The organism is Haloferax sp. Atlit-48N, assembly GCF_003383015.2.
Classification (GTDB): Archaea; Halobacteriota; Halobacteria; order Halobacteriales; family Haloferacaceae; genus Haloferax; species Haloferax volcanii.
Genome location: NZ_CP137689.1, coordinates 1,615,892 through 1,641,673, shown reverse-complemented (window position 1 = coordinate 1,641,673; position 25,782 = coordinate 1,615,892). Strand labels below are relative to the sequence as shown.

24 protein-coding genes, 2 tRNA genes and 3 rRNA genes are annotated in these 25,782 nt (G+C 65.2%); 18 read left to right on the top strand and 11 right to left on the bottom strand.

The features are described 5' to 3' along the window. Nucleotides 1-11 precede the first annotated feature (11 nt). Complete coding sequence (locus DEQ67_RS08810) at nucleotides 12-773, bottom strand: hypothetical protein (RefSeq protein ID WP_115891512.1); 762 nt, start codon at nucleotides 771-773, stop codon at nucleotides 12-14. A 387-nt stretch (nucleotides 774-1,160) separates the two neighbouring features. Here DEQ67_RS08810 and DEQ67_RS08805 point away from each other — a divergent pair, with 387 nt between their 5' ends. The 3 genes from DEQ67_RS08805 to sod all read left to right on the top strand — a co-directional run bounded on the left by DEQ67_RS08805 (nucleotide 1,161) and on the right by sod (nucleotide 4,042). After that, nucleotides 1,161-2,615, top strand: coding sequence for a cryptochrome/photolyase family protein (locus DEQ67_RS08805; protein WP_115891513.1), 1,455 nt, complete (start codon nucleotides 1,161-1,163; stop codon nucleotides 2,613-2,615). 84 nt (nucleotides 2,616-2,699) lie between these two features. Beyond that, on the top strand, nucleotides 2,700-3,305 hold the full coding sequence (locus DEQ67_RS08800) for a DJ-1/PfpI family protein (protein ID WP_115802739.1): 606 nt from the start codon (nucleotides 2,700-2,702) through the stop codon (nucleotides 3,303-3,305). 137 nt (nucleotides 3,306-3,442) lie between these two features. Continuing rightward, nucleotides 3,443-4,042: a superoxide dismutase gene (gene sod / locus DEQ67_RS08795; RefSeq protein WP_115861656.1), complete on the top strand. Its 600-nt coding sequence runs from the start codon at nucleotides 3,443-3,445 to the stop codon at nucleotides 4,040-4,042. A 108-nt stretch (nucleotides 4,043-4,150) separates the two neighbouring features. On the opposite strand, the gene DEQ67_RS08790 is transcribed toward sod, so the two are convergent. Next, a complete protein-coding gene (locus tag DEQ67_RS08790; protein ID WP_004061160.1) occupies nucleotides 4,151-4,573 on the bottom strand; it encodes a DUF7522 family protein in 423 nt (140 codons plus the stop codon). A gap of 164 nt (nucleotides 4,574-4,737) precedes the next feature. Between DEQ67_RS08790 and DEQ67_RS08785 the strand changes: the two genes are divergently transcribed. Beyond that, the gene (locus DEQ67_RS08785) at nucleotides 4,738-5,028 is read left to right on the top strand and encodes a DUF5827 family protein (RefSeq protein WP_004061159.1); all 291 of its coding nucleotides are present in this window, start codon (nucleotides 4,738-4,740) and stop codon (nucleotides 5,026-5,028) included. Nucleotides 5,029-5,129: 101 nt separating this feature from the next. Continuing rightward, nucleotides 5,130-5,888 (top strand): SDR family oxidoreductase, encoded by a 759-nt coding sequence (locus DEQ67_RS08780; protein WP_115891514.1) that lies wholly within the window; start codon nucleotides 5,130-5,132, stop codon nucleotides 5,886-5,888. Nucleotides 5,889-5,915: 27 nt separating this feature from the next. Here the strand turns inward: DEQ67_RS08780 and DEQ67_RS08775 are convergent, their stop codons facing one another. After that, complete coding sequence (locus DEQ67_RS08775; RefSeq protein WP_049896348.1) at nucleotides 5,916-6,494, bottom strand: MBL fold metallo-hydrolase; 579 nt, start codon at nucleotides 6,492-6,494, stop codon at nucleotides 5,916-5,918. 116 nt (nucleotides 6,495-6,610) lie between these two features. Between DEQ67_RS08775 and thyA the strand changes: the two genes are divergently transcribed. From thyA to DEQ67_RS08730, 9 genes are all read left to right on the top strand, one after another. Further along, complete coding sequence (gene thyA / locus DEQ67_RS08770; RefSeq protein WP_004044747.1) at nucleotides 6,611-7,609, top strand: thymidylate synthase; 999 nt, start codon at nucleotides 6,611-6,613, stop codon at nucleotides 7,607-7,609. Then, nucleotides 7,606-8,190, top strand: coding sequence for a dihydrofolate reductase (locus DEQ67_RS08765; RefSeq protein WP_115861652.1), 585 nt, complete (start codon nucleotides 7,606-7,608; stop codon nucleotides 8,188-8,190). The genes thyA and DEQ67_RS08765 overlap by 4 nt, the downstream gene beginning before the upstream one ends. Then, on the top strand, nucleotides 8,183-8,386 hold the full coding sequence (locus DEQ67_RS08760; RefSeq protein ID WP_004061148.1) for a DUF4177 domain-containing protein: 204 nt from the start codon (nucleotides 8,183-8,185) through the stop codon (nucleotides 8,384-8,386). Before DEQ67_RS08765 ends, DEQ67_RS08760 begins: the two co-directional genes overlap by 8 nt. 116 nt (nucleotides 8,387-8,502) lie before the next feature. Continuing rightward, nucleotides 8,503-9,423 (top strand): hypothetical protein, encoded by a 921-nt coding sequence (locus tag DEQ67_RS08755; RefSeq protein WP_115861650.1) that lies wholly within the window; start codon nucleotides 8,503-8,505, stop codon nucleotides 9,421-9,423. Nucleotides 9,424-9,498: 75 nt separating this feature from the next. Further along, nucleotides 9,499-9,681, top strand: coding sequence for an HVO_2922 family protein (locus DEQ67_RS08750; protein ID WP_004061144.1), 183 nt, complete (start codon nucleotides 9,499-9,501; stop codon nucleotides 9,679-9,681). A gap of 159 nt (nucleotides 9,682-9,840) precedes the next feature. Further along, complete coding sequence (gene psmA2, locus DEQ67_RS08745; protein ID WP_006601584.1) at nucleotides 9,841-10,590, top strand: proteasome subunit alpha; 750 nt, start codon at nucleotides 9,841-9,843, stop codon at nucleotides 10,588-10,590. Further along, on the top strand, nucleotides 10,591-11,475 hold the full coding sequence (locus DEQ67_RS08740) for an MOSC domain-containing protein (protein WP_115891515.1): 885 nt from the start codon (nucleotides 10,591-10,593) through the stop codon (nucleotides 11,473-11,475). A gap of 98 nt (nucleotides 11,476-11,573) precedes the next feature. After that, nucleotides 11,574-12,731: a metal-dependent hydrolase family protein gene (locus DEQ67_RS08735; RefSeq protein WP_115891516.1), complete on the top strand. Its 1,158-nt coding sequence runs from the start codon at nucleotides 11,574-11,576 to the stop codon at nucleotides 12,729-12,731. An 84-nt stretch (nucleotides 12,732-12,815) separates the two neighbouring features. Next, a tRNA-Glu gene (locus DEQ67_RS08730) sits at nucleotides 12,816-12,890 on the top strand. Between the two features lie 188 nt (nucleotides 12,891-13,078). On the opposite strand, the gene DEQ67_RS08725 is transcribed toward DEQ67_RS08730, so the two are convergent. Next, the gene (locus DEQ67_RS08725; RefSeq protein WP_004061135.1) at nucleotides 13,079-13,798 is read right to left on the bottom strand and encodes a helix-turn-helix domain-containing protein; all 720 of its coding nucleotides are present in this window, start codon (nucleotides 13,796-13,798) and stop codon (nucleotides 13,079-13,081) included. A 371-nt stretch (nucleotides 13,799-14,169) separates the two neighbouring features. Here DEQ67_RS08725 and DEQ67_RS08720 point away from each other — a divergent pair, with 371 nt between their 5' ends. Next, nucleotides 14,170-15,483 carry a 5'-deoxyadenosine deaminase gene (locus DEQ67_RS08720; RefSeq protein ID WP_115861648.1) on the top strand — a complete coding sequence of 438 codons (1,314 nt, stop codon included), beginning with the start codon at nucleotides 14,170-14,172 and terminating at the stop codon, nucleotides 15,481-15,483. Nucleotides 15,484-15,591: 108 nt separating this feature from the next. Beyond that, a complete protein-coding gene (locus tag DEQ67_RS08715) occupies nucleotides 15,592-16,191 on the top strand; it encodes a GNAT family N-acetyltransferase (RefSeq protein ID WP_004061131.1) in 600 nt (199 codons plus the stop codon). Between the two features lie 48 nt (nucleotides 16,192-16,239). Here DEQ67_RS08715 and DEQ67_RS08710 read toward each other — a convergent pair whose 3' ends face one another. Next, nucleotides 16,240-16,632 carry a hypothetical protein gene (locus DEQ67_RS08710; RefSeq protein ID WP_004044769.1) on the bottom strand — a complete coding sequence of 131 codons (393 nt, stop codon included), beginning with the start codon at nucleotides 16,630-16,632 and terminating at the stop codon, nucleotides 16,240-16,242. A gap of 54 nt (nucleotides 16,633-16,686) precedes the next feature. Beyond that, nucleotides 16,687-17,877, bottom strand: a complete 1,191-nt coding sequence (locus tag DEQ67_RS08705) for a redox-regulated ATPase YchF (RefSeq protein ID WP_004061129.1) — start codon at nucleotides 17,875-17,877, stop codon at nucleotides 16,687-16,689. A 266-nt stretch (nucleotides 17,878-18,143) separates the two neighbouring features. Between DEQ67_RS08705 and DEQ67_RS08700 the strand changes: the two genes are divergently transcribed. Both DEQ67_RS08700 and DEQ67_RS08695 read left to right on the top strand, forming a co-directional pair. Then, entirely contained in the window at nucleotides 18,144-18,521 is a 378-nt protein-coding gene (locus DEQ67_RS08700; protein WP_115891517.1) for a hypothetical protein, read from the top strand. Between the two features lie 18 nt (nucleotides 18,522-18,539). Then, on the top strand, nucleotides 18,540-18,950 hold the full coding sequence (locus DEQ67_RS08695) for a hypothetical protein (protein ID WP_004061126.1): 411 nt from the start codon (nucleotides 18,540-18,542) through the stop codon (nucleotides 18,948-18,950). A 135-nt stretch (nucleotides 18,951-19,085) separates the two neighbouring features. Here DEQ67_RS08695 and DEQ67_RS08690 read toward each other — a convergent pair whose 3' ends face one another. From DEQ67_RS08690 to DEQ67_RS08670, 5 genes are all read right to left on the bottom strand, one after another. Next, a complete protein-coding gene (locus DEQ67_RS08690) occupies nucleotides 19,086-20,381 on the bottom strand; it encodes a hypothetical protein (protein WP_115802732.1) in 1,296 nt (431 codons plus the stop codon). Nucleotides 20,382-20,727: 346 nt separating this feature from the next. After that, nucleotides 20,728-20,849 (bottom strand): 5S ribosomal RNA (gene rrf / locus DEQ67_RS08685). A 113-nt stretch (nucleotides 20,850-20,962) separates the two neighbouring features. Further along, a 23S ribosomal RNA gene (locus DEQ67_RS08680) occupies nucleotides 20,963-23,875 on the bottom strand. Between the two features lie 217 nt (nucleotides 23,876-24,092). Next, nucleotides 24,093-24,164, bottom strand: a tRNA-Ala gene (locus DEQ67_RS08675). A gap of 97 nt (nucleotides 24,165-24,261) precedes the next feature. Continuing rightward, a 16S ribosomal RNA gene (locus DEQ67_RS08670) occupies nucleotides 24,262-25,734 on the bottom strand. Together the 16S, 23S and 5S rRNA genes with 1 tRNA gene alongside form the textbook arrangement of a ribosomal RNA operon. Between the last annotated feature and the right edge of the window lie 48 nt (nucleotides 25,735-25,782).

Below are 25,782 nucleotides of genomic sequence, written 5' to 3'. Positions count from 1 at the left end.
TCTCGCCTCGCTTACCGCGTGTTCTGCGGGTGCACGCCGGCACCCTCGTCGGACCCGGACTGTTCGGCCGCCGACTGCTCGACCACGCCGTCGAACAGCGTCGCGTCACAGCCCCGGCAGACGGCCGAGACGTGCCGTTTCGTCCCGTCGGAGGTCCGCAACCGTTCGGTTTCGACCGCGACCGCGCCGTCACAGGTCGGGCACGTCCGGAGACACAACCGAAGCGCCCCGAGGACGCGGTTCCGGTCGGCCGTCGAGAGCCGCCACCACTCGGGGTAGTACCGGCGGAACGTCGCGACCGCCGTGCGGTCGGCGACGAACGCGGCGCGGGAGGACCACCGACCGACGGTTCCGTGGTCGAGTCGCGCGAACAGCCCCCGCTCGTTCCACCCCATCTCGATTCTGTCCGAGTCGACGCCGAGAAGCGCCGCGAGCGCCTCGCGGTCGCCGTCTCGCCCGTCGGCTTCGAGCATTCGGGCTCGCCAGTCGTCGGCGAACTGTGGCGACAGCGAGAGGTTGTCGTCCGCGTCGGTCGCGAAGACGCCCGCGCCGTGCAACGCGGCGGCGAGGTCGACCCGGCCGTCGAGCGAGAGCGGCGGCGACGGCCGCGCCGACGGGAGTTGCGGGGGCGACGGCGAGGCCGACGAGAGTTCGAGGAACGCGAAGCTGAAGACGACGACGGGCGGGAGCACGCCGAGGAACGCGCCGTAGGGGACCCAGACGAGCCACCCGAGCGTCCCGCAGACGAACGTCAAGAGGAGGAGCGGAAACACGAGCGGAGACCGGAGACGCGGCTGTCGGACCCCGGAGTCAGGAAGGCAGCGATGCCCGGACATACCAGAACCGTGGGTACGACGCCGTATAGGTATGAACCGGGTACACCAGATAGCAAGAACGTAAACGTGCTCCCGTGCCGGACTTCGGTCGATAACATCACATTACCCGCGACAGTCGCGCCGCCGCGAGTGTCGACTATCGTACCACATCCATGCCAACGGGTGTCCGAACACGAGCGACTGCCGCCGCGAGACGCGGTAGGACACCGTTTCCAGCGACAGCGAGCGATTAAGTTCAGTCGAACGAGCCGGTCGGCCGATTTTTCGGCCCGTCGGCGTCCGACTGCCGCTACATTCACATAGCCGCCGTCCTGAGGCGCGCACATGCAACTGCACTGGCACCGCCGGGACCTGCGCGTCGCGGACAACCGCGGCCTCGCGACGGCCGCGGAGGCGGGCCCCGTCGCCCCGCTTTTCGTCTTCGACCGGGACGTGCTCGACCACGCCGGCGCGCCCCGCGTCAGGTACCTGCTCGACGCGCTTTCCGAGCTCCGCGACGCCTACCGAGAGCGCGGGAGCGACCTGCTCGTCGCCCGCGGCGACCCCCGGACGGTCGTGCCGGCGGTGGCGGCGGCGCTCGACGCCGAGCGGGCCGTGTGGGGTATCGACTACTCCGGGCTCGCCCGCGAGCGCGACGCGGACGTGCGGCTCGCCCTCGACGAGGCCGGCGTCGCCCGCGAGCCGGTCCACGACGCCATCTTCCACCCGCCGGGGAGCATCACGACAAACGCTGGCGACACCTACTCCGTCTACACCTACTTCTGGAAGAAGTGGCGCGACCGCGACAAGCCCGACCCGTACCCGGAGCCGGACGCCGACGACCTCGTCGACGCCGCCACGCTCGAATCCGCGGCCGAAGACCTCACCAACGGCGACGCAGAGTTCGACATCGCCGTCGGCGGCCTCCCGACCATCTCGGACCTCGGCTTCGAGGAGCCGTCGGCATCGGTCCAGTCGGCGGGGACCGAGGCGGCCCGCGAGCGCCTCTCGGCGTTCTGCGCGGACGCCATCTACCGCTACGCCGACGACCGCGACTACCCGACGCGGGACGCCACGTCGCGGCTCTCGACGGACCTCAAGTTCGGGACCATCGGCATCCGCGAGGTGTACGCGGCGACCGCCGCGGCCCGCGAGGGCGTCGGCGGCGAGAGAGACGAGTCCGTCGAGGAGTTCCAGTCGCAGTTGGCGTGGCGGGAGTTCTACGCCCACGTCCTCCGAGAGCATCCGAACGTCGTCACGGAGAACTACAAGGAGTACGAGGAGGACATCGCGTGGCGCGACGACGACGAGGAACTCGCGGCGTGGAAGGCGGGCGAAACCGGCTACCCCATCGTCGACGCCGGGATGCGACAGCTCCGCGAGGAGGCGTACATGCACAACCGCGTCCGGATGATCGTCGCGTCGTTCCTCACGAAGGACCTGCTGTGCGACTGGCGACACGGCTACGCGCACTTCCGCGAGCACCTCGCGGACCACGACACCGCAAACGACAACGGCGGCTGGCAGTGGGCCGCCTCGACGGGGACCGACGCCCAGCCGTACTTCCGCATCTTCAACCCGATGACGCAGGGCGAGCGTTACGACCCCGACGGCGAGTACATCAAGCGGTACGTCCCCGAGCTCTCGGACGTGACGGCCAACACCATCCACGAGTGGCACGAACTGACCGACCTCGAACGCGAGCGGCTCGCGCCCGACTACCCGGAGCCCATCGTGGACCACGCCGAGCGCCGCGAGCGCGCGATTTCGATGTTCGAGGCCGCCCGCGGCGACGACTGAGCGACGACTGACCCCGCCTGCTGTTTTTTGCCCTCGGTCGCCGCGGCACGAACGGCTTTCTGCTCGGGACCCGACTCAGAGTTCATGCACGTCGCTATCATCCTCTACGACGGCTTCGACGAACTCGACGCCGTCGCGCCGTTCGAGGTGTTCCAGAACGCCGGCGCGGCCGGGGCCGACTGCGAGGCCGAACTCGTCGCGCTCGACGACCGCGAGTTCGTGACCGCGAGCCACGGGATGCGCGTCGGCGTCGACGGCGCCCTCGACCCGGAAACCGACCGCCCGGACCTGCTCGTCGTCCCCGGCGGCGGCTGGAACTCCCGCGCCGACCAGAGCGCGTGGGCCGAAGCCGAGAAGGGCGAGATTCCCGATGCCATCGCCGCGCTCCACGAGGCCGGAACGACCGTCGCCGGCGTCTGTACCGGCGGGATGCTCCTCGCCCGCGCCGGCATCCTCGACGGGCGCCCCGCGGTCACCCACGGCGGCGCGCTCTCCGACCTCCGACAGACGGCCGCGGAAGTCGTCGAAGCGCGCGTCGTCGACGACGGCGACGTGCTCACCGCGGGCGGCGTCACCTCCGGTCTCGACCTCTCGTTACATCTCGTCGAACGCGAGTTCGGAGCCGAAATCGCCGACGCCGTCTCGACGGAAATCGAGTACGAGCGCCGGACGAAGCCGTTCGACGGCTGACACGCTCGCGCGAACCGGAGCTTCTCGAAGCGGAGAAATCGACCGATAGCGACCCGCATACTGTGGTTTGTGCTAGCATACCCCTCCTCAAGTTTTAACAGGATTCCGCCCGACGCATGATACGGAGGTTACACATTATGAGCTACGAACTCGACCCGCTTCCGTACGAGTACGACGCCCTCGAACCGCACATCTCCGAGCAGGTGCTGACGTGGCATCACGACACCCACCACCAGGGCTACGTCAACGGCTGGAACGCGGCCGAAGAAACCCTCGCCGAGAACCGCGAAGCAGGCGAGTTCGGCTCGTCCGCCGGCGCGCTCCGCAACGTCACCCACAACGGCTCGGGACACATTCTGCACGACCTGTTCTGGCAGAACATGTCGCCGGAAGGCGGCGACGAGCCCGAGGGTGCGCTCGCAGACCGCATCGCGGAGGACTTCGGCTCCTACGAAGCCTGGAAGGGCGAATTCGAAGCGGCGGCCGGCGCGGCCGGCGGCTGGGCGCTCTTAGTGTACGACTCGTTCTCGAACCAGCTTCGGAACGTCGTCGTCGACAAGCACGACCAGGGCGCGCTCTGGGGTAGCCATCCCATCCTCGCGCTGGACGTCTGGGAGCACTCGTACTACCACGACTACGGCCCGGCCCGCGGCGACTTCGTCTCCGCGTTCTTCGAGGTCGTCGACTGGGACGAACCCGCCGCTCGCTACGAGCAGGCCGTCGAACTCTTCGAGTAAACCCGGTACATCCCGACTTTTCTTTCGGACGCAACGCCGTCAGCGGCGGCGCTGTCCGCGTCGAACCGAATCGAATCAAATCAGTCCGCGGATGCGCTCCGCTCGACCTCAGGGCAGTCGGTCGCGGGCGGTCGGGTCGCTGAACAGGTCCGCCCCGTCGAACTCGTCGTTCAGCGCGCAGACGCGGTCGTGCAGGGCGGCGAAGTCGCGGCCAGCCCCGCGGTCGAAGCCGGCGAGGATTCCGGTGGGGCGGTCGCCGACGAAGGTCCGAAACTGCTCGAACGAGTCGAACCCGCGGACGGTGTAGCCGTAGTCCGCGTAGTACAGCGTCTCGTAGGTGTCTCTCGTGACGTATCCGAACCGCTCGTTGTCGATAAACTGCGAGATGTCGAGACATTCGAGCGCATCGGACACGTCCTCCCTGACGTAGAGGTGTTCGTACCCGTGGTGGTCGAAGACCCAGAGGTCGCGGAGGTCGTCCCCGCCGAAGCTACGGAAGGCCTCGACGAGTCGTGCGGCGGCGTCGCTCATCGTTTCGGGTCTGGCGTCACGGCTGATAAGCCTACTTATGGGGTTATCGAAGGCTGTAAGGGAGCGATGGGCACGCTCGTCAGTCGCACTGCCGTCGCCGCCGATGCTCGTCACCCGCCGCCCGCGGTCGTCGGGGTTTTGCCCGTCGGCCGAGAAGCGCACGCATGCCCAAGCCGAAAGACGACTTCGACACCCTCTACGGGTATCTCCTGTACGAACCCGCCGACATCCTCGACCCAGACTACATGTACACCGTGGGCGAAATCGCCCGCCTGATGCAGGGGCTGTCGCCGCAGGACGACCTCGCCGAGGAGACCGAAGACCGCATCATCCAGTGGACGATTCCGTGGATCGTCGCCAACCAAGAGGACTTCGTCATCAACGACCCGCGGAGCGACGAACCGGGTTACTTCGGCCTTCATCCCGACGCCGTCCCCGAAGCAGACGAGGAATAACGACCACACCCGCACCGCGCGGCTCGGTGTCCCCGATATTCTTCCGGCGTGAGAGTCGCACAAACGGTTATCTGTCAGGTCGGTGTGTTCTCTCTCGTACGATGACTCAGTTCGACACCGAAGTCGCGGTCGTGACCGGCGCTAGCTCTGGAATCGGTCGCGCGACCGCGGAGGCGTTCGCCGCGGAGGGCGCGCGCGTCGTCGTCTCCGACGTGAACGTCGAGGGCGGCGAGGAGACCGTCGCACGCATCGAAGAAGCCGGCGGGACGGCGATATTCGTCGAGACGGACGTGACGGACGACGACGCCGTCGCCGCGCTGGTCGACACGGCTGTCTCCGAGTACGGCCGACTCGACTTCGCCTGCAACAACGCGGGTATCGGCGGCCCGCAGAAACCGACCGCCGACCTCTCGGCCGACGAGTGGCACCGGGTCGTCGACGTGAACCTCAACGGCGTCTGGCGGTCGATGCGACACGAGATTCCCGCGATGCTCGACGTCGACGGCGGCGTCATCGTCAACATGGCGTCGATTCTCGGGAAAGTCGGCTTCGCGAACGCGGCCCCGTACGTCGCCGCGAAGCACGGCGTCCTCGGACTGACGAAGACCGCGGCCATCGAGTACGCCGAACAGGGCGTCCGCGTCAACGCGGTGTGCCCGGGTTTCGTCGACACGCCCCTGCTCGGGGAAGGCGGCCTCGACGACCCCGAAGCGCGCCAGGGAATCGAGTCGCTCCACCCGATGAACCGCCTCGGCGACGTGGACGAAATCGCCTCCGCGGTCGTCTGGCTCTGTTCGGACGGCGCGTCGTTCACGACCGGCGAGGCGCTCACCGTCGACGGCGGCTACACGAGTCGCTAGCGCGAGGTGACGCGGCGAGGCGACGGTTTACCTCGTCCGCGCCGCGCGGGCCGCGAGTTCGAGGTCCTCGCTCGGGCGAGTCGCGACGCTCGGGCCGTGGCCAGTGTGGAGTTCGGTCAGGTCGCCGCCGACCACCTCGCGCAGGCGGTCGATGCTCTCGACGAGCGCGCCGCGGTCGCCCTCGGGGAGGTCGGTCCGACCGAACCCGCCGTTGGCGAAGACGAGGTCGCCCGCGAAGCAGACGCCCGACCCGCGGGAGAAAAAGCAGAGGTGGTCGTCCTTGTGGCCCGGCGTGTGGACCGCCTCGAACACGTCGTCACCGATTTGGACGCGCTCGCCGTCGTCGATGCGCCTGTCTACGGCGAGGTTGCCGGTGTCGTAGCCCCACGTCTGCACGTCGAACGCCTCGCGGACGGCGTCGACGTTGCCGATGTGGTCGGGGTGCGTGTGGGTGAGGTACACCGCGTCGAGCGAGTCGGTGACCTCGCGGACCGTCGGCACCACGTCGAAGTTCGCCCCGGTGTCCACGAGCGCGGTGGTCTCGCCGTCGACGAGAAAGACGTTGCTCGTGAAGGCGCGGATGTCTCCTGCGAGATTGCGAATCACGGTCACGGGTACGAAAAGCGGGGTATTCGGTGTTGTGGGCGCTGCGGAAATCCGGGCCGAGGACGGTAGGATTTAGAGGGACCGACGACGACCAACACCCAACCAGGGCACCTCTCATGCGCCAATATCTCGACCTCGTCACGGACGTTCTCGGAACCGGGCGGCACAAACCGAATCGAACGGGCGTCGATACCATCTCGGGCTTCTCGAAGCACTACACCGTCGACCTCCAAGAGGGCTTTCCGCTGCTCACGACGAAGGACCTCTCGGGCTTCCGCTGGAACTCCCTCATCCACGAACTGCTGTGGTATCTCTCCGGCGAGGAACACATCCGCACCCTCCGCGAGGAGACGGGCATCTGGGACGCGTGGGCCGACGAGGAGGGCCACCTCGACACGGCCTACGGCCGGTTCTGGCGGCGCTACCCGGTCCCCGAGGAGGGGCTTGCGGGCGAGGCGTGGCCCGACGACGGCCACCGCTGGATGAACGACGAGGGGACGTTCGACCAGCTCGCGTACGTCCTCGACACGCTCGACGAGAACCCGAACTCGCGCCGGCTGGTCATCAACGCGTGGCACCCCGCCAACGCGGCCGTCTCGACGCTCCCGCCGTGTCACTACACGTTCGTCTTCAACGTGCAGGGCGACGAACTCAACCTCCATCTGACCCAGCGCTCCGGCGATATCGCGCTCGGCGTCCCGTTCAACCTCGCGGCGTACGCCATCCTCGCGCAGGTCGTCGCCCAGCGCGCCGGCTTCGAACTCGGGTCGTTCGCCCACACCATCGTCGACGCCCACGTCTACTGCGGGGCCGGCGAGCGCGGCGCGTGGTACGGCGACCACCTCGACGAACTCCAGTCCCGCCTCGCCGACGTGCAGTCGCCCGACGAATACCTCGACGTGCGCGAATGGCTCCTCGACGCGGCCCCCGAGGAGGCCGACGGCGAGGAGGACTACGACCACGTCCCCGGACTGCTCTTGCAGGCCTCGCGCGAGCCGCGCGAGCGCCCCGCGCTCGACGTGGCCGACGTGCCGCTCGAAGACCTCTCGTTCGAGGACATCGTCCTCCGCGACTACGACCCGGCCGACGGGATTCGCTTCGCGGTGGCCGAATGAGCGGCGAGGAGCTTTCTGGGTCCGAAACCGAGGGCGACGCCGCGGTCCGGTTCGTCCTCGTCGCCGCCGTCGCCGACAACCGCGTCATCGGCCGCGACGGCGACATGCCGTGGCACCTCCCCGAGGACCTGAAACAGTTCAAGCGGACGACGACCGGCCACCCGGTCTTGATGGGTCGAAAGACCTACGAGAGCATCGCCCGCCAGCTCGGCGGCCCGCTTCCGGAGCGTCACAGCGTCGTGCTGACGACCCGCGACCTCGACCTCCCCGAGGGCGCTGAAGCGGTCGAGTCGGTCGAGTCGGCGGTCGCCGCCGCCGAGGACGCGGCCGACGAGATGGGCGTCGAGACCGTCTACGTCGTCGGCGGCGCGACCGTCTACGAGCAGTTCCTCGGCCGCGCCGCGGGGCTGGTGCTCACCGAACTCGACGCGGCACACGAAGGCGACACGCGGTTCCCCGAGTGGGACCGCGGGAAGTGGGTCGAGACCGACCGCGACGACCGCGACGGCTTTTCGTTCGTCACGTACGAGCGCAAACAGCCCGCCGCGGCTGACCGCGGCGCGGAGGAATCCGATGAGTAACTCGGGCGAGTGGGAGTACAAAATCGTCCGCACGGCCGACGGCGGCCTGTTCAGCGGCGACACCTCCCCGATGGAAGACGCGCTCAACTCCCTCGGCGGCGACGGCTGGGAGCTCGTGGACACGATTTCGGACTCGCGCGGCGCTGGCGCGAACAGCGGGCAGACGGCGCTCGTGTTCAAGCGGCCGAAGCGCTGAGACGCCGGGCGTCACCTCACGGGCGCTCGTGAACGACCTGCGTTTCTCGTGACGCATCACGAGTAGCTTTATTGACGCGAACGACCTCGTAAGAGGGAACGAAGCTTCCCCTCGCTATGACCGCCTCGACACTCGCAGACCGACTCCGACAACCCGAGTACACCGGCGAGAACCGGTGTACGCCCTGTACCGTCGTGAACGTCGTCATCGCCGCCGCGTTGAGTCTGGTGCTCGGCGTCGCGTGGCCGCCGCTCGGACTCGTCTCGTTCGCCCTCTTCGCGGGGGCCATCTACTTCCGCGGCTACCTGATTCCCGGCACGCCGACGCTCACGAAGACGTACTTCCCCGACCGGGTCCTCCGCTGGTTCGACAAGGAGCCGACGCAGACTCGCGTCGGGGCCACCGCATCCGCGCCTGGGTCGGCCGCCGATGACGACGTTGACGCCGAATCGTCGGACGAGGAGGTCGAATCGGGGCAGTTAGACGGCGATGGCGCGTCAGTCGCGGCGTTCGACGTGGAGGCGACCTTGATGGACGCCGGCGCGTTGGAGTTGGACGAGAGCGGCGACGAACTCCGCCTCGCACCGGCGTTCGAATCGGCGTGGGACGACGAAATCGCGCGCACCGACGAGACGGTCGCTCGACGGTGGCTCGCCCGCTTGACCGGGGTCGACGAGGCCGATGTCACGCTGGAGTCTCGCGCTCGGAGCCGGTGGCTCGTGGCGATGGCCGACGGCACCACCCTCGGCACCTGGGAGTCGAACGGCGCGCTCGTCGCGGACGTGGCCGCCGACGCCGCCCTCGACGGTCGCCTCGACGACCGGGACCAGCTGACGGCCGAACAGCGGAGCGCGCTGGCGCGGGGGCTCCGCATCTACCTCAACAGCTGTCCGACCTGCGGCGGCGGCGTCCGGTTCGGCTCGGAGACCGCCGAATCGTGCTGCCGGTCGTGGGAGGTGTTCGTCGTCCGCTGTGAGGACTGCGAGACGCGACTGCTGGAAGTCGACGCCGAGGCGCTCGAACCCGAAGCCGCCTGAGCCGCCGGACTGGCGCGTCGGCCGCGACGCTCCGCCGGCGAATACATTTTTGTCGGCTGACAACAGTTTCTCCGTATGAGCAAGGCGCACTTCGAGGTGTTCGTCGACGCGGCCGACAAGTACCGCTGGCGACTCGTCCACGACAACGGGAACATCCTCGCCGACTCGGGCGAGGGCTACGCGTCGAAACAGAAGGCGAAACAGGGCATCGAGAGCGTCAAGCGGAACGCGCCCGACGCGGACGTTATCGAAGCGTAGTTCCGCGGTTCGAGCCCTCGATTCGCCTGAAACCGTCGGATAGCCCGCCGATTCGAGTACGAACCCCACACCGATGCCGGGTGTGGAGGCTTTTTCCGCCTCCGGGACTGACCGGAGAGTAATGACGAACGTCGCCGACGCGAGCGAGGAGGTCGCACGATGAACCGAAACGACAAGCAGGCCTACGACCGCGGAACGTCGCTTTTCTCCCCCGACGGACGCATCTATCAGGTCGAGTACGCCCGCGAGGCCGTCAAGCGCGGCGCGCCGGTTCTCGGCGTCCGCACCGCCGACGGCGTCGTGCTGGCGGCGCTCCGGTCGACCCCGTCGGAACTCATGGAAGCCGAAAGCATCGAGAAACTGCACAAACTCGACGACGCGCTCGGCGCGGCCACGGCCGGCCACGTCGCCGACGCGCGGAAGCTCGTGGACTTCGCGCGGACGACCGCCCAGCGCGAGCACCTGCGCTACGGCGAGCCAATCGGCGTCGAGACGCTCACGAAAACCATCACCGACAACATCCAAGAGAGCACGCAGTCCGGCGGCACCCGCCCGTACGGCGCGTCGCTCCTCATCGGCGGCGTCGAAAACGGCTCGGGTCGCCTGTTTGCGACCGACCCCTCGGGGACGCCCCAGGAGTGGAAGGCGGTCGCCATCGGCGGCCACCGCGAGGACGTCCAGGCCGCCCTCGAAGACGGCTACGCCGAGGACCTGTCGCTCGAAGACGGCCTCGCGCTCGCCGTCGAGGCGCTCGTCGCGGCCGACGAGGAAATCGAGAGCGACGAACTGAATCTCGTCACCGTCTCCGAGGCGGGCTACGAAATCGTCGACGAGGAGACCATCGCTGAGCTGTTCGCCGACGCGACCGCGGACGACGAGTCCGACGAGACGGACGAAAGCGAGGAGTAGATGACAGACGGGAGCCCGACCGACGGTAACACCTCGGCGGCCGAGGCGGAGACGACAGCGGCCGCGGCCACGGATGCGGAAGCGGGCGCGACCGCCGGCGCGGCGGCCGTGACGCTCGACCGCATCGCGGTCTACCCCGTGAAGTCGCTCGACGCCGAGTTCGTCGACGCCGCCGACATCGTCGAGAACGGCGGGCTCCGCGGCGACCGCGAGTACGCCATCTTCGACGAGGACGACGAGTACGTCAACGGCAAGCGCGAGCGGGCGGTCCACCGAATCCGGAGCTCCGTCTCGCTCGCCGACGGAACGGTCGAACTGTCGGCCCCCGAGATGGACGATTACGACGGCCCGATAGCCGAGGCCGACGGCTGGCTCTCGGCGTACTTCGGCTACCCGGTCGAACTCCGGCGCGACCCCGCCGGCGGGTTCCCCGACGACACCGAAGTCAGCGGCCCGACCGTCATCTCGACGGGGACGCTCGACGCGGTCGCCTCGTGGTTCGACGGCGTCGACGCCGACGAGATGCGCCGTCGCCTCCGGCCGAACCTCGTCTTCGACGCGAGCGAGCCGTTCTGGGAGGACCACCTGTTCGACCGGCGCGGGACGGTCGTCGAGTTCAGCGTCGGCGGGGTCGCCTTCGAGGGCGTCAACCCCTGCCAGCGCTGTGTCGTCCCGAGCCGCGACCCGGACACGGGCGCGGAGACGGCCGACTTCCGGACGACGTTCATGACGAAGCGCCGCGAGACGCTCCCCGAGTGGTCCGGCGGCGACTGGTTCGACCACGACTTCCGGCTCATGGTCAACACCGCGGTGCCGGAATCGTCGTGGGGCGAGACGCTGTCGGTCGGTGACGCGGTCACCGTCGGTGACATCGTCCCCGAGTGAGGGGGTCGGGTTTCGTCGCGTTCGAATGCCTCGCAGTCGGTCGGTTGTTCTTCGCTGACACCCGCGGCTTTAGGTCACCTGCCCGGGTTGACACACGTATGTTCACGCTAACCGGCGTGCGGGTCGTCGACGCCGACGGGACCCGCGAGGCGAACGTGGTGATAGACGAGTCGACCGGGCGCATCGCGTCCGTCGGCGACGAGACCGAAGGCGAGACGCGACACTGCTCGGGTGCGGTGGTCGCGCCGGGACTCGTCGACGCCCACGTTCACCTCATGATGGACGGTCGCCCCGACGTGGCCGCCTATCGGTCCGAGCCGGTCGAACGCGCCTGCTATCGGGCCGCGGCCAACCTCCGGAAGACGCTGGAAGCGGGCGTCACGACCGTCCGCGACCTCGGTTCGCCCGGCAACACTGCGACGAGTGCGAAGGCCGCAGTCGCCGCCGGCGAGCTCGACGGGCCGCGCGTCCTCGCCGCGGGGGAACCCATCACCATGACCGGCGGCCACGCCCACTGGTTGGGTCGGGAGGCCGACGGTCCGGACGAGGTTCGCAAGGCCGCCCGAGAGCAACTGAAGCGCGGCGCCGACGTGGTGAAATGCATCGCGACCGGCGGCGTCCTCACGACCGGCGCGGTCACGGGCGCACCCGAGCTCACGGAAGCGGAAATTCGCGCCCTCGCGGAGGCCGCGAGCGCGAAGGGCGTCCCGACCGCGGCCCACGCCCACGGCGAGGACGGTATCAAAAACGCCGCCCGCGCGGGGGTTTCGAGCGTCGAACACGGGATGTTCATGGACGAGGAAGCCGCCGACCTCATGGTCGATAACGGCACGTACTGGGTGCCGACGGCCTCGGCCGTCCGCGAAATCGTCGAGGCGGGCGTCGAGGCCGGCATCCCGCCGGAGGCGGTCGAAAAGGCTGCGGACGCCGCCGAGCGCTTCGAAACCGCATGGGAACACGCGCTCGACGCCGGCGTGAACATCGCCATGGGTACCGACGCGGGCACGCCGTTCAACGACCACGGCGAGAACGCGCTCCGCGAGATGGAACTGCTCGTCGAGTACGGCCTGTCGCCCGCCGAAGCGCTCGAAGCCGCGACCGTCGGCGGCGCGGACCTCCTCGGGTTGGACGACGTGGGGAAGGTCGCCGAGGGCTACCTCGCGGACCTCGTCGTCCTCGACGCCGACCCGAGCGAGGACGCCGGCGCGTGGCGGACGGTCCGGCAGGTGTATCGAGAGGGCAAACGGGTCGTCTAATCGCAACACGGCAGTCGGTATCACACCCGATTTGAAGCGACAACCTTTTACAATCGCGAGCAATATCTGGTGATGTACCAACGTGCTCTGTTGGTGTAGTCCGGCCAATCATATCACCCTCTCACGGTGATGACCAGGGTTCGAATCCCTGACGGAGCACTTCTCTCAATCTTGAACCGCGAGCGGCAGCGAGCGGGTTCAAGTCAGAAATTCGACGAAGGGTTCGAGCAGCGAGCAACGCAACGCGTTGCGAGTGAGTTCGAATCCCTGACGGAGCACTTCTCTCAATCTTGAACCGTGAGCGGCAGCGAGCGTGTGCTTTTACGTGGCACGATTTCGCGCTGCACCTACAAGTCGGGGTCACCGAGTTGCGACATCACGAGGTCCTCGGCGGTTCGCAGTCGGTACTGAACCGTCGAACGTGGCACGTCGAGCACGTCGCTGAGGTCTTCGACGGTCACCTTTCGCGGGCGCTCGTAGTAGCCGTGTTCGACGGCGGTTTCGAGCGCCTCCCAGTGAGCCGACGAGAGGTCGGCCGCGATGCGCGACTCGGCGTCCCAGTTACCGGCGCTCGTGAGGTGTTCGACGTCCAGTTGCAGTCCCTCTCTGAGCTGCGCCTCGATGGTCTCGTACAGTTCGCCGAGCGGGTGGTCGCCGGGATAGAGAATGCGCCAGCGGTACGCGCCCGCGCGGCGGGACGACTCGAAGATGACCCCCGGCCCGACGTGTTCGAGGACGTAGCGCGGAATCGAGTGGCAGTTGCTCACCTCCTCGCGGTAGGTGTAGACGGTCATCGAGTTGTCCGAGCGGTCGAGGACGTGGTAGTTGCGATGGGTGTGGCAGTCGGGCGCGTCGAGACACTCGTTACACCGCGTCTCGTCGAGGAACACCTCCTCGAACGCCGACAGCGCCTCCGGCGTGCCGACGACGTGGTCGACCCGCCACATCACGTCCGTGGTGGACGAACAGACCGACGACCGGGACCGCAGGCTCGGGTACTCGTAAAACAGGTCCATTAGCTCGTCGGTTCCCTCCGAGAAGCGAACGACGAATTCGAACTCGCGCATTCGGTTTTCGCTCTGTCGCGGAGCGACTTAGCAGGTACTAATCAGACACCGACCGCGTTCTACCTTCGCTCCGATTCGGACTCGGCTTCGAGGCACACCACTTGCTGAAGTTAGCAGATACCAACAGAACTGGGAGGGCACTTGAGCACGGAGTAGCGACCACGACGAACGGACACCGAACGCCGCGCGTCAGGCGTGGTCTCCACCCGCTCTTTCGGACACGCGCTCGCGTCCCGCCGGTTCGTTCGTCCGCGGGGACCGGTTCCGACCGTCCCCACCCCCACCACCGACTGCACTCGAACGCTCCAACCAACCTCGGACGACGGCCGGGTCACCACCTATTTTACGCCCGGTCGTCTACCCGCACGAGGATGTTACTCGCGGGAACGGTGGTCGTCGACGCGTCCACCATCATCGAAGAGGGTGCCGTCGTCGTCGACGGCGACCGAATCGTCGCGGTCGGAGCGCACGCGGACCTCACAGACCGGTATCCTAACCACGAGCGACGCGAGTTCGGCATCGTCGCGCCGGGACTGGTCGGCGGGCACGTCCACTCGGTGCAGTCGCTCGGAAGGGGCATCGCCGACGACACCGAACTCTTGGATTGGCTCTTCGACCACGTACTCCCGATGGAGGCCGGTCTCGACGCCGAGGGGATGCGCGTCGCCGCCGAACTCGGCTACCTCGAATGCATCGAGTCCGGCACGACGACGGTCGTCGACCACCTCTCGGTCAATCACGCCGAGCAGGCGTTCGAAGCCGCGGGCGAGATGGGTATCCGCGGACGCATCGGGAAGGTCCTCATGGACACGAACGCTCCCGAGGGACTCCAAGAAGACACCGACGCGGGCCTCGCCGAGTCCGAGCGCCTCATCGAGCGCTATCACGACAGTTTCGACGGGCGCATCCAGTACGCCGTCACGCCGCGGTTCGCCGTCACCTGCTCCGAAGCGTGTCTGCGGGGCGTCCGCGACCTCGCGGACCGCTACGACGGCGTCCGCATCCACACCCACGCGAGCGAGAACCGAAGCGAAATCGAGACGGTCGAAGACGAGACGGGAATGCGCAACATCCACTGGCTCGACGAAGTCGGTCTCACCGGCGACGACGTCGTCCTCGCACACTGCGTCCACACCGACGACTCCGAGCGCGACGTGCTCGCAGAGACCGGCACGCACGTCACCTACTGCCCGTCGTCGAACATGAAGCTCGCGTCGGGTATCGCGCCGATTCCCGACTACCTCGACCGCGGCATCAACGTCGCACTCGGCAACGACGGCCCGCCGTGTAACAACACGCTCGACCCTTTCACCGAGATGCGACAGGCCAGTCTCCTCCAGAAAGTCGATGCGCTCGACCCGACGAGCACGCCCGCCGCGACCGTTTTCGAGATGGCGACCCGCAACGGCGCGAAGGCCGCCGGCTTCGACCGCGTCGGCGAACTCCGCGAGGGATGGAAGGCCGACATCGTCGGTATCGACGCCGACCGCACGCGAGCGACGCCGCTCCACGACGTGCTGTCTCATCTCGTCTTCGCCGCCCACGGCGACGACGTGGTGTTCACCATGGTCGACGGCGACGTGCTCTACGACGAGGGCGAACACGTCCGCGCGGACGCCGACGGCATCCGAAAACGGGCGCGGGCGGTCGCCGACGGTCTCGACTCGGCACCGACGAGCGACTGAACAGCGTCTCCGCCTGCGAGACCACCTCGCACGCGAGACCGGCCGGCCGCACCCGCGAGGCCCGCCGCCATCGTCGCCTCTTTCTCTCCGCGCGACGCCACCTGAGTCATGACCGTCCGACTCCGCGCGGCGACGCCGTCCGACCTCCCCGCGATTCGGGAGATTTACGCGCCGTTCGTCGAGAACACCGCGATTTCGTTCGCCTACGACCCGCCGAGCGTCGCGGACCTCGAAACGAAACTGGAGCAGAAGACCGACTACCCGTGGCTCGTCTGCGAACTCGACGGCGAGGTGGCCGGCTACGCCTACGCCGGCGCGATTCGAGAGCGCATCGCCTACCGGTGGGCCGTCGAGACGTCGATTTACGTCCGCCCTGAGTTCCAGCGCCGCGGCGTCGCCCGCGGTCTCTACACGGCGCTTTTGGACCTGCTCGAACGGCAGGGCTACGTCTCGGCCGTCGCCGTCATCACGACGCCGAACCCCGCGAGCATCGCCTTCCACGAGTCGTTCGGCTTCGAGCGCGTCGGCCGCTTCGAGCGCGTCGGCTACAAAGGCGACGCGTGGCACGACGTGGAGTGGTGGAGCCTCGACCTCGGCGACCGACCCGACGACCCCGACGCGCCGCTGTCCGTCGCCGACGCTCGCGACCGTGACTGGTGGGACGACGCGCTCACCCGCGGTGCGGCGCTCGTCGAAAACAGCGCATAACGGTTCCACCCGAACTGAGTCAACTCCCGTCGTCTGACTCGGTCGCGTTCAGACGCCGGCTTCGAGGGAGTCCTCAGTCTCGGCGTCCGCCGAGTCGCCTTCCTCGGCCGCCTCGACTTCGTCTGCCGCGTCGGCGGCTGCTTCGCCCGTCGCTCCCTGTTCGAGTACGTAGCGCTCGACGCCGGCGGAAAGCATCGCCTGCCAGTCGTCGAACTCGGTGTTCGCGTCGACGTACCGGTCCAACTCGTGGGTCGGTATCGACTCGAAAGAATCCTGATCCGCGACCGCGAATCCGCTTTCTTCGAGGAATTCACTAATCGATGCCGCCTCACAATGTGACTCGACCCACGGCGACGGGAACAAGTCGGCCAGCGTTACCTCGCCGCCGAGACCCCCAATCTCGACGTCGAGCGTCGCGGCCGTCGTTTCGGCCTCACCCATACCCGGGTCCTACGTCCACGGATATAACGGTGTTGCGGTTGGCGTCCGAGAGAGTCAGTTGGTCGAGACGATTTCGACCACGTCGCGGTGCGAAAGCTCGTGGTCAGACCCGATTTGGCGCTTCGAGTGACAGTCGATGCCGTGGAGGAGGCCGTCGCCGATGTCCGAATGCAGATGGTACGCGAAGTCCTCGGTCGTCGAACCCTCGGGCAGGATAAAGCAGTCGCGGAAGACGCCCTGCGAGTCGCTCTTGCCGTTGGCGCTGCCGGGGAAGATGGCAATCGCTCCCATCACGTCGAACAGCGCGTTTTCGAGCGACTGCTGGACGCCCGTGCCGCCGAACTCGGTGACGAACTCGCGAATCTGTTCGAGGCCCGCCTCCTGTTCGTCGCTCACGTCGCCGACGATGTCGAAGTCGGCGTCGCCGGGGCGGTAATCGACGACGCCGCCCTCGTCGGCCTTCTTCAGCGCCTTCTCCGCGTGCGCCGAGGTCGGGACGAACGTCAGGTGTTCGTAGTCCGAATCGGCCGTGATCTCCTCGTAGTTCTCCTGGGAGACCGGTTTGTCCATCTTGTTCGCCGCGATGATGATCGGCTTCGTGCGCTTTCGAATCTCGCGGGCGAGCGACTCCTTGTCCGCGTCGTCCCACTCGTCGGGGTCGAGTTCCAAGCCGAGAGAAAGGATTATCTGCTTGATTTCGTCCTTGTTCGTCTTGAACGCGGACATCTGCTCCGCGAGGTCGACTTCGATATCTTTGTCCTCGCCGTGATAGCCCGAGCGGTAGCGGTCGATACCCTTCTCTAAGACACCGAGGTACCACATGTCCAGTTCGTTTTCGAGGAAGTCGATGTCCTCGCGGGGGTCGTGGCCCTCCGTCGCCTCGCCTTCGATGTCCGTCTCACCGGAGAAGTCGACGACGTGGACGAGCACGTCCGCCTCGTTGAGGTCGGTGAGGAACTGGTTTCCGAGGCCCTTTCCCTCGTGCGCGCCGGGGATGAGCCCCGCCACGTCCACGAGTTTGACGGGAACGAACCGCATTCCGTGGTCGCAGTAGCCGACCGAGGGCGTACACGACTCGTCGAACTCCGGGGCCGCACACTCGACGCGGACGTACGCCTCGCCGATGGAGGGGTCGATGGTCGTAAACGGATACGCACCCTCGGGTACGTCGTTCATCGTCGCCGCGTTGAAGAAACTCGACTTCCCGACGGACGGTTTTCCGACGAGACCGATCTTGTAACTCATTCGTTGGTCGGACTGGTGTCTCGAACGCTAATAACCGTTCGACGTTCGCCTCGCCGTGCGTGAAATTCACACGCCACCGGGGCCGAGGAGGGTAATTCTCCGCGCTCGACTCCCGGGTTCGAGCGCCGGAGAGGTGACGCCGTCGTCGGGTTCGGAGCGGACAGCAGCCGGGTCCGGTTCGGTGTCGGAGGTCTCCTCGGCACCGATGAGTCGACGCTACGACGCCGTCCGGTGCATCTTTGTCTTCACGTCCCCGACTGCCGGGCATGACCGACCTCGACGAGACGGCGAGCGAACCCGCATCCGCGTCGACTGCGGACTCCGGCGCGGCGACCACCGACTCCTCGACGGACGACGCGACCGACGCGGACACGTTCCGCGTCGGTATCCACGTCACGGAGACCGAACTCCGATTCGTGGTCAACGTCCCGTCCGACATCGATTCGGGGTGGACCGACCCCGACGCGTTCCAGCGCCTCGTCGAACGCGTCACCTGGGAGCAACTCGACCAGCGGCCGACGCTCCAGACCGTCGCGACAAACGCCGCCGAGGGCGAGACGGTGTTTCTCGGCACGGTGACGCTCCGACCGGACGAGACCGTCGTCGACCACACCCTCCGCGTGCCGCCGCTCGACGGCGCGTGACCCGACTCGGCGTCACCGATGACCGACCCCACGACTGAGACCGCGATTCGCGAGATGCAAGACGCCGCGCTCAGTCGCGCGCTCACCGACGACGACCACGCGAGACAGTCGCTCGCCGTCGCGGGCGCGCTCGAAACGGCCAGAACGGAAGCGACCGACGCAGCGTTCGACGGTGGCGGCGTCACGCTCGCGGCGTCGCTCGCGTTCGTCTCGACGCTGTTCGCGCACCGTCGCCTCCGCGAGTCGCTCCGGGCGAGCGTCCGCGCATCCGACGATTCGGCGTGGTATCCCAGCGGCGCTCCCGCCCGCGTCGACGACGACCTCGTGGTCGCGGGCGCGCGGCTCGCGGTTCGACGGTTCGACGCCGACCCGGCGCTCGTCGCCGCGCTCGGTGACGTTTCGATAGAAAGAGTCGCGTCGGGCGAGTGAGTAGCCCGACCGTCAGCCTCTGACAACGACGGTCGGGGGCGTAGCGGGATGGGGTGCCTCCGATCCACAGTACCCGCCCGGACGCGGAAGGGTGAAGCCCGAACCCCACGCTCGCTGCGTGGGAACGTATATTAGTTAGTTGTTGGCGTGGTCCGGCGGGCCACCGCCGTTGCCGTTGCCGTTCGAGTCGTCATCGCCCGAGTCGTCGTCATCCGACTCGTCCGAGGAGTCATCGTCCGACTCGTCGTCAGCGTCGTCCGCAGTCTCAGACTCCTCGTCGTCGGCCTGCTCGGTTTCGTCGGTCTCTTCGTCTTCCTCGTCGCTCGCCTTATCGTTGTTCGCGTGCTCCGGCGGGCCGCCGTTACCGTTCTTGGCGTTGCCGGAGTTACCGGGCGCGTCCTCGTCGCCGTCAGCGTCGTCGCCGTTCTGCGGACCGGCGTGGTCGGGACGCTTGTCGTCCGCGTTACCCGGGTTGTTCTCGGTCACGAAGTCGGAGACGGCCTGCCCGAGCGGGCCGTCGCTACCCGTGTCCTTGAGACGCTCGACGAAGCTGCTAACGAGCTGTCCGAACGGGTCCTCGGCGGCGACCTCACCCTGCAGGGTGACGGTCGTCTCGGCGGTGAGGCCGTCGTGCTCGGCCGCCACGTCGACCGTGACGGTCTGCAACGGCGAGATGAGGTCAACCGTCCCGTCCGCGTCCGTCTCGTACTCGCCCGCGTCCGTGTAGTTCCCGTCGACCGCGACCGAGGCGTTCTCGACGGGGTCGCCGTCTTCGGTTACGGTGATGGTGACCGACTCGTTTTCGTCCTGCGAGACGGCGATGTTGAGGTCGTCAGCCTCGACTTCGACCGTCGTCTCCGCGGTGAGACCGTCGGCGGTCGCGACGAACGTCAGGTTCGTCGTGGTCGTCGGCTCTGCAACCGCGACGGTTCCGTTCGCGTCCGTCTCGTACGTACCGTTGCCCGCGTAGTCGGTCCCGTTGACCTGAACCGAGGCGTTCTCGACGGCGTCACCGTACTGGGTGACGGTGGCGACGACCGTGTCGTTAGCGTCGTCAACCTCGACGGAGACATCGAGAGACTCGTCGAGCGGGACGAGGACGACAGAGGAGGCGGTCGTGTTGTTCCCCTCAGTAACGGTGACCGTCGCGTTCACGCGTTCCTGCGGATTGGGGAGGTCGACGGTGCCGTTCGTCCCCGTCGCGTACGTTCCGTTTCCGGCGTAGTTACCGCTCGATTCGACGACGACCGTCGCGTTCTCGACGGCCGTCTCGTTCCGCGTCACGGTCACTGTCGCGTCGCCCGTGTCGGCGTCCTGCGTGACGCCGACCTGGAGGGCATCGGAGCTCGCTGCTCCGACGGCCCCGGGAACCATCGCGACGGCGAGCATCGCAACGACCATGACTACGGTGAAGTGTTTGCTGCCGCGCATGCAACCCTTCCTTCTAACCCTGATACGGTAAAAGGGGAGAATCGTAACCCCGGTTTTCGCTGAATTTCACCCCAATCAACGCGTTCGAAATCGGGGCGTCGTCTGTCGATTTTATCGACTTCCGTGCCGAACGGGCGATCAAGTCGTATCGAAACAGCCCCGCAGTCGAACGCGAGCGGCTGTCGGCCGAACCGGTGTGCTCGACGCGAGCGTTGCCACTCTCGGACGATGGAAGATGCGACTCGACGGGGTCGGTGCGAGTCGCTGAACGACCGTGCGTGCCGCTCTGCATAAAATGAACAAAGCCCACTGGACACCGCGTCCAGTGGGCTTTGTGAAGTATGAGTAGGGGCGGCGAACTGGATTTCCCAGAGGATCGCTCACTCCAGTACTGACCAGAACGCAGGTGAGCTTAACTTCCGTGTTCGGGATGGGTACGGGTGGAACCTCACCGCTCTGGCCGCCTTAATGCCGACCAACGGAATCGAACCGTTGCCATACCAATATCGGTCGGGCCGTCTTACCAATGTGTCCGTGCAATCCAGTTTGCGCCTGGACCCGTTCTCGGGTCTCAGTGCGTATGAATGTGGCTTGGACTGTTAGTGCTCGCGGGCTTAACAACTCGTTGCCTCGTTGCGCACACCCCGAGTCTATCGAACTCGTCTTCTACGAGTGTCCTCAGTGGAACTTCTTTTCCGTGTGGGTTTCGAGCTTAGATGCGTTCAGCTCTTACCCCGTGGTGCGTAGCTGCCCGGCATCTGCCCTCTCGGACAACCGGTACACCAGTGGCACCCATTCGTAGTTCCTCTCGTACTATACGAACGTTCACGTCAAGTTCCTTAACACCCCCAATAGATAGCAGCCGACCTGTCTCACGACGGTCTAAACCCAGCTCACGACCTCCTTTAATAGGCGAACAACCTCACCCTTGCCTGCTTCTGCACAGGCAGGATGGAGGGAACCGACATCGAGGTAGCAAGCCACCGGGTCGATATGTGCTCTTGCCGGTGACGACTCTGTTATCCCTAAGGTAGCTTTTCTGTCATCTACGGGTCCCATGAATGAACCTCGTAGGTTCGCTAGACCACGCTTTCGCGTCAGCGACACTCGTTGGGAATGTCACTGTCAGACTTCCGTTTGCTCTTGCGCTCTTCCACGAGTTCCCGACTCGCGTGAGGAAATCTTTGGGCGCGCTCGATATCTTTTCGAGCGCGTACCGCCCCAGTCAAACTGCCCGGCTACCGGTGTCCTCCGCCAGGAGTGAGAGTCGCAGTCACTAACGGGTAGTATTTCAATGCTGCCTCGGTGGCCCGCTGGCGCGGGTACCTGTGTAACGGCTCCTACCTATGCTGCACATTAGCGACCACGTCTCAGCGACAGCCTGCAGTAAAGCTCTATAGGGTCTTCGCTTCCCCTTGGGGGTCTCCAGACTCCGCACTGGAACGTACTGTTCACCGGGCCCAACGTTGGGACAGTGACGCTCTCGTTGATCCATTCATGCAAGCCGCTACTGAAGCGGCAAGGTACTACGCTACCTTAAGAGGGTCATAGTTACCCCCGCCGTTGACGGGTCCTTCGTCCTATTGTACTAGGTGTTCAGATACCCGCACTGGGCAGGATTCAGTGACCGTACGAGTCCTTGCGGATTTGCGGTCACCTATGTTGTTACTAGACAGTCGGAGCGTCCGAGTCACTGCGACCTGCTCGGTCAAGAGCAGGCATCCCTTATCGCGAACTTACGGGACTAACTTGCCGAATTCCCTAACGTCGGTTGATCCCGACAGGCCTTGGCTTGCTCTGCCAGCGCACCTGTGTCGGATCTCGGTACGAGCTTCTTGCTTGTCTTTTCACGGGCTCTAGGTACCGCCGAGTTTCCCTATCTCACCATTCGTTCGCTTCGTGCCGTTACGGCTTCCACGAATTTCGGTGATTCGACGGGGCGAAGGCCCCGCTCGGTGTTTCCTAAAGCGTCGACGTTTAGTGCAAGAAGGTACTGGAATATTAACCAGTTTCCCTTTCATCTATTTCGAATTACGGATAGACTTAGGATCGACTAACCCTCGGCTGATTGACAGTGCCGAGGAACCCTTGCGCGTAAGGCCGTCGGGGTTCACACCCGACTCTCGCTGCTACTGAGACCATGATTTTCGTTGCTGCACGGTCCACACGAGTTCTCACCCGTGCTTCCACCCATGCAGTATGCCAACCTACGGAATCGTGTCGTGTGACACGCCGCCAGGTCTCGGAGGTGGATTTGAGTCCCGATCATTTTCGACGCCTCGAACCTCGGCCGGTAAGCTGTTACGCTATTCTTAGAGGGTAGCTGCTTCTAAGCTCACCTCCCGGCTGTTTAGGGCTCGAGACAATCTTCAATCACACTTAATCCACACTTTGGGTCCTTAACCTGGCTCTGGGTTGTCTCCCTCACGGTGCACAAGCTTACCCCGCACACCGGACTCCCTGAGTCTACGACGTTCGTAAGTTCGGAGTTTGACAGGGAAGCGAACTCCTCTCGGAGTCCGGATTCCCAATCGGTCGCTCTACCTCACGAACTATCTCATCAGAGGTCATGCTTCGACATGTTTCGGTTGGAACCAGCTGTTGCCAAGTTCGATGGGCCTTTCACCCCTACACCAGAGTCACGAGAGGGTATTGTAGGACACCAACTCTAACGGGCCTCCACGCAGCTTTCGCCACGCTTCGCCCTGCTCCGGCGTAGATCACTTGGTTTCGGGTCGCATCCGGTTGGCTCCCCGCCCTTGAAGACGGTGGCCCTGGTCAAAGACTGCGGCCGTATCGGTTTCCCTATGCCTCCGGGGGTTCACCCCTTAGACTCGCCAGTCAGATGCACTCCATGGTTCGTTTTTCAAAACGCACGACGTAACATCGGCTTCACTCGAGTCATACTACGGGATCGCTCCCAGTTCTTTCGTCGAGTGACCTTGTATGCCACGTCGCTCTATCGCCAACTGATTTCAAGCCCTATTGCACCGCCCTGTTCGGGGTGCTTTTCAGCGTTCGCTCACGCTACTTGTTCGCTATCGGTCTCGAGGAGTGTTTAGTCTTCGCAGTTGATGCCTGCGAAATTCACGAGGGATATCCAACCCCCGCTATTCTGGAACAACCCCGGGATCTGGTTCTTATGTTACGGGGTTTTCACCCTGTATCACGCTCCGTTCCAGGAGACTTCACATAAGATCCAGGTCCGTTATGGGTAGTCCGTACACCACATTGCCCGAAGGCTTCGGTTTGGACTGTATCGCGTTCACTCGCCGTTACTAACGACATCGCGGATTGCTTTCTTTTCCTGTTCCTACTAAGATGTTTCAATTCGGAACGTTCCCCATTGCGCGAGGCAATTGCGTGGGGATTCCCATTCGGAGATCCTCAGTTCTTTCCCTCCATGCGGGTCCCTGAGGCTTATCGCAGCTTGGCACGTCCGTCATCGGCTCTCGAGCCGAGCTATCCACCAGCTGGCACAGTAGCCAGTTGATATAGTCACTGTGACCCGGAGAACGGGTCCAGTGGACGCCTGGATTGCACGTACACACGGTTTCATCAAATCCCCTCGGTGACGACCCGAGGCGAATTTTCGACCCTTCCCAACCTCGCTTGCGCGGGATGGTGCATCTGTCGTCAGTATCCATTCAGTCGAAACGTCTTGCCACACTTAAGGGGCACGATCGTTTCGGAGTGGAGTACTGCTTACCATGGACCCACAGGGATTCGAACCCTGGGCATCCTCCTTGCAAAGGAGGCACTCTACCACTGAGCTATGGGCCCGTGTTAGCCCTAGTAGTTCTAAGGTGTCCGAACGGGTGTCATTGGTGAACTCGGAAGATCGCGTGTGAGCCACCCCGTCGGGGTGGTCTCGGTCGTTAGGAGGTGATCCAGCCGCAGATTCCCCTACGGCTACCTTGTTACGACTTAAGCCCCCTTGCGAAGCCCAGATTCGACCACCGTGTGGTGGCCTCATCCGGACCTCACTCGGGTGCTTTGACGGGCGGTGTGTGCAAGGAGCAGGGACGTATTCACCGCACTCTATTGAAATGCGATTACTACCGAATCCAGCTTCATGAGGGCGAGTTTCAGCCCTCAATCCGAACTACGATCGAGTTTAGGAGATTAGCGTTCTCTTTCGAGATAGCAACCCATTGTCTCGACCATTGTAGCCCGCGTGTAGCCCAGCTCATTCGGGGCATACTGACCTACCGTTGCCCGTTCCTTCCTCCGCTTTAGCAGCGGCAGTCCTTCTAATGTACCCAGCCAGTCGAAACTGCTGCTGGCAATTAGAAGTGCGGGTCTCGCTCGTTGCCTGACTTAACAGGACGCCTCACGGTACGAGCTGACGGCGGCCATGCACCTCCTCTCTACAGCGTCGTGATAAGGTCATCAACCTGATCGTCATCACTGTAGTCGGAGCTGGTGAGATGTCCGGCGTTGAGTCCAATTAAACCGCAGGCTCCTCCGGTTGTAGTGCTCCCCCGCCAATTCCTTTAAGTTTCATCCTTGCGGACGTACTTCCCAGGCGGCTCGCTTCTCGGCTTCCCTACGGCACAACACAGGCTCGTAGCCTGTGTCACACCTAGCGAGCATCGTTTACAGCTAGGACTACCCGGGTATCTAATCCGGTTCGAGACCCTAGCTTTCGTCCCTCACCGTCGGATCCGTCTTCTCGAGGTGCTTTCGCCATCGGTGGTCCGTCCAGGATTACGGGATTTCACTCCTACCCCGGACGTACCCCTCGAGCCTTCCGGTCCCAAGCCACGTGGTTTTCACCGGACGCCCGCCAGTTGAGCTGGCGGATTTCCCGATGAACCTTCGTGGCCGGCTACGGACGCTTTAGGCCCAATAATATCGGTCATCACTTGAGCTGCCGGTATTACCGCGGCGGCTGGCACCGGTCTTGCCCAGCTCTTATTCCACGACCGCCTTACAGTCGTGAAAAGCGAGGACTATATGCCCTCGCACTTGGGGTCCCCTTATCGCACTTGCGTGCAGTGTAAAGGTTTCGCGCCTGCTGCGCCCCGTAGGGCCCGGAATCTTGTCTCAGATTCCGTCTCCGGGCTCTTGCTCTCACAACCCGTACCGATTATCGGCACGGTGGGCCGTTACCCCACCGTCTACCTAATCGGCCGCAGCCACATCCTACAGCGCCTGAGCGTTTCGGGGAGTCGGCATTCCAGCATGACTCCCGTATGAACTATTAGCCTCAGTTTCCCGAGGTTATCGTTCTCTGTAGGGTAGTTTGGCCACGTGTTACTGAGCTTTTCGCCACGAGTATGAACTCGTGCAACTAGCATGGCTAAATCGGACCCCAATAGCAATGACCTCCGGCAGGATCAACCGGAATGGGTCGCGACCATTTAAACCTGGTCGCGGGGTGTTGGCGGGTGAATGG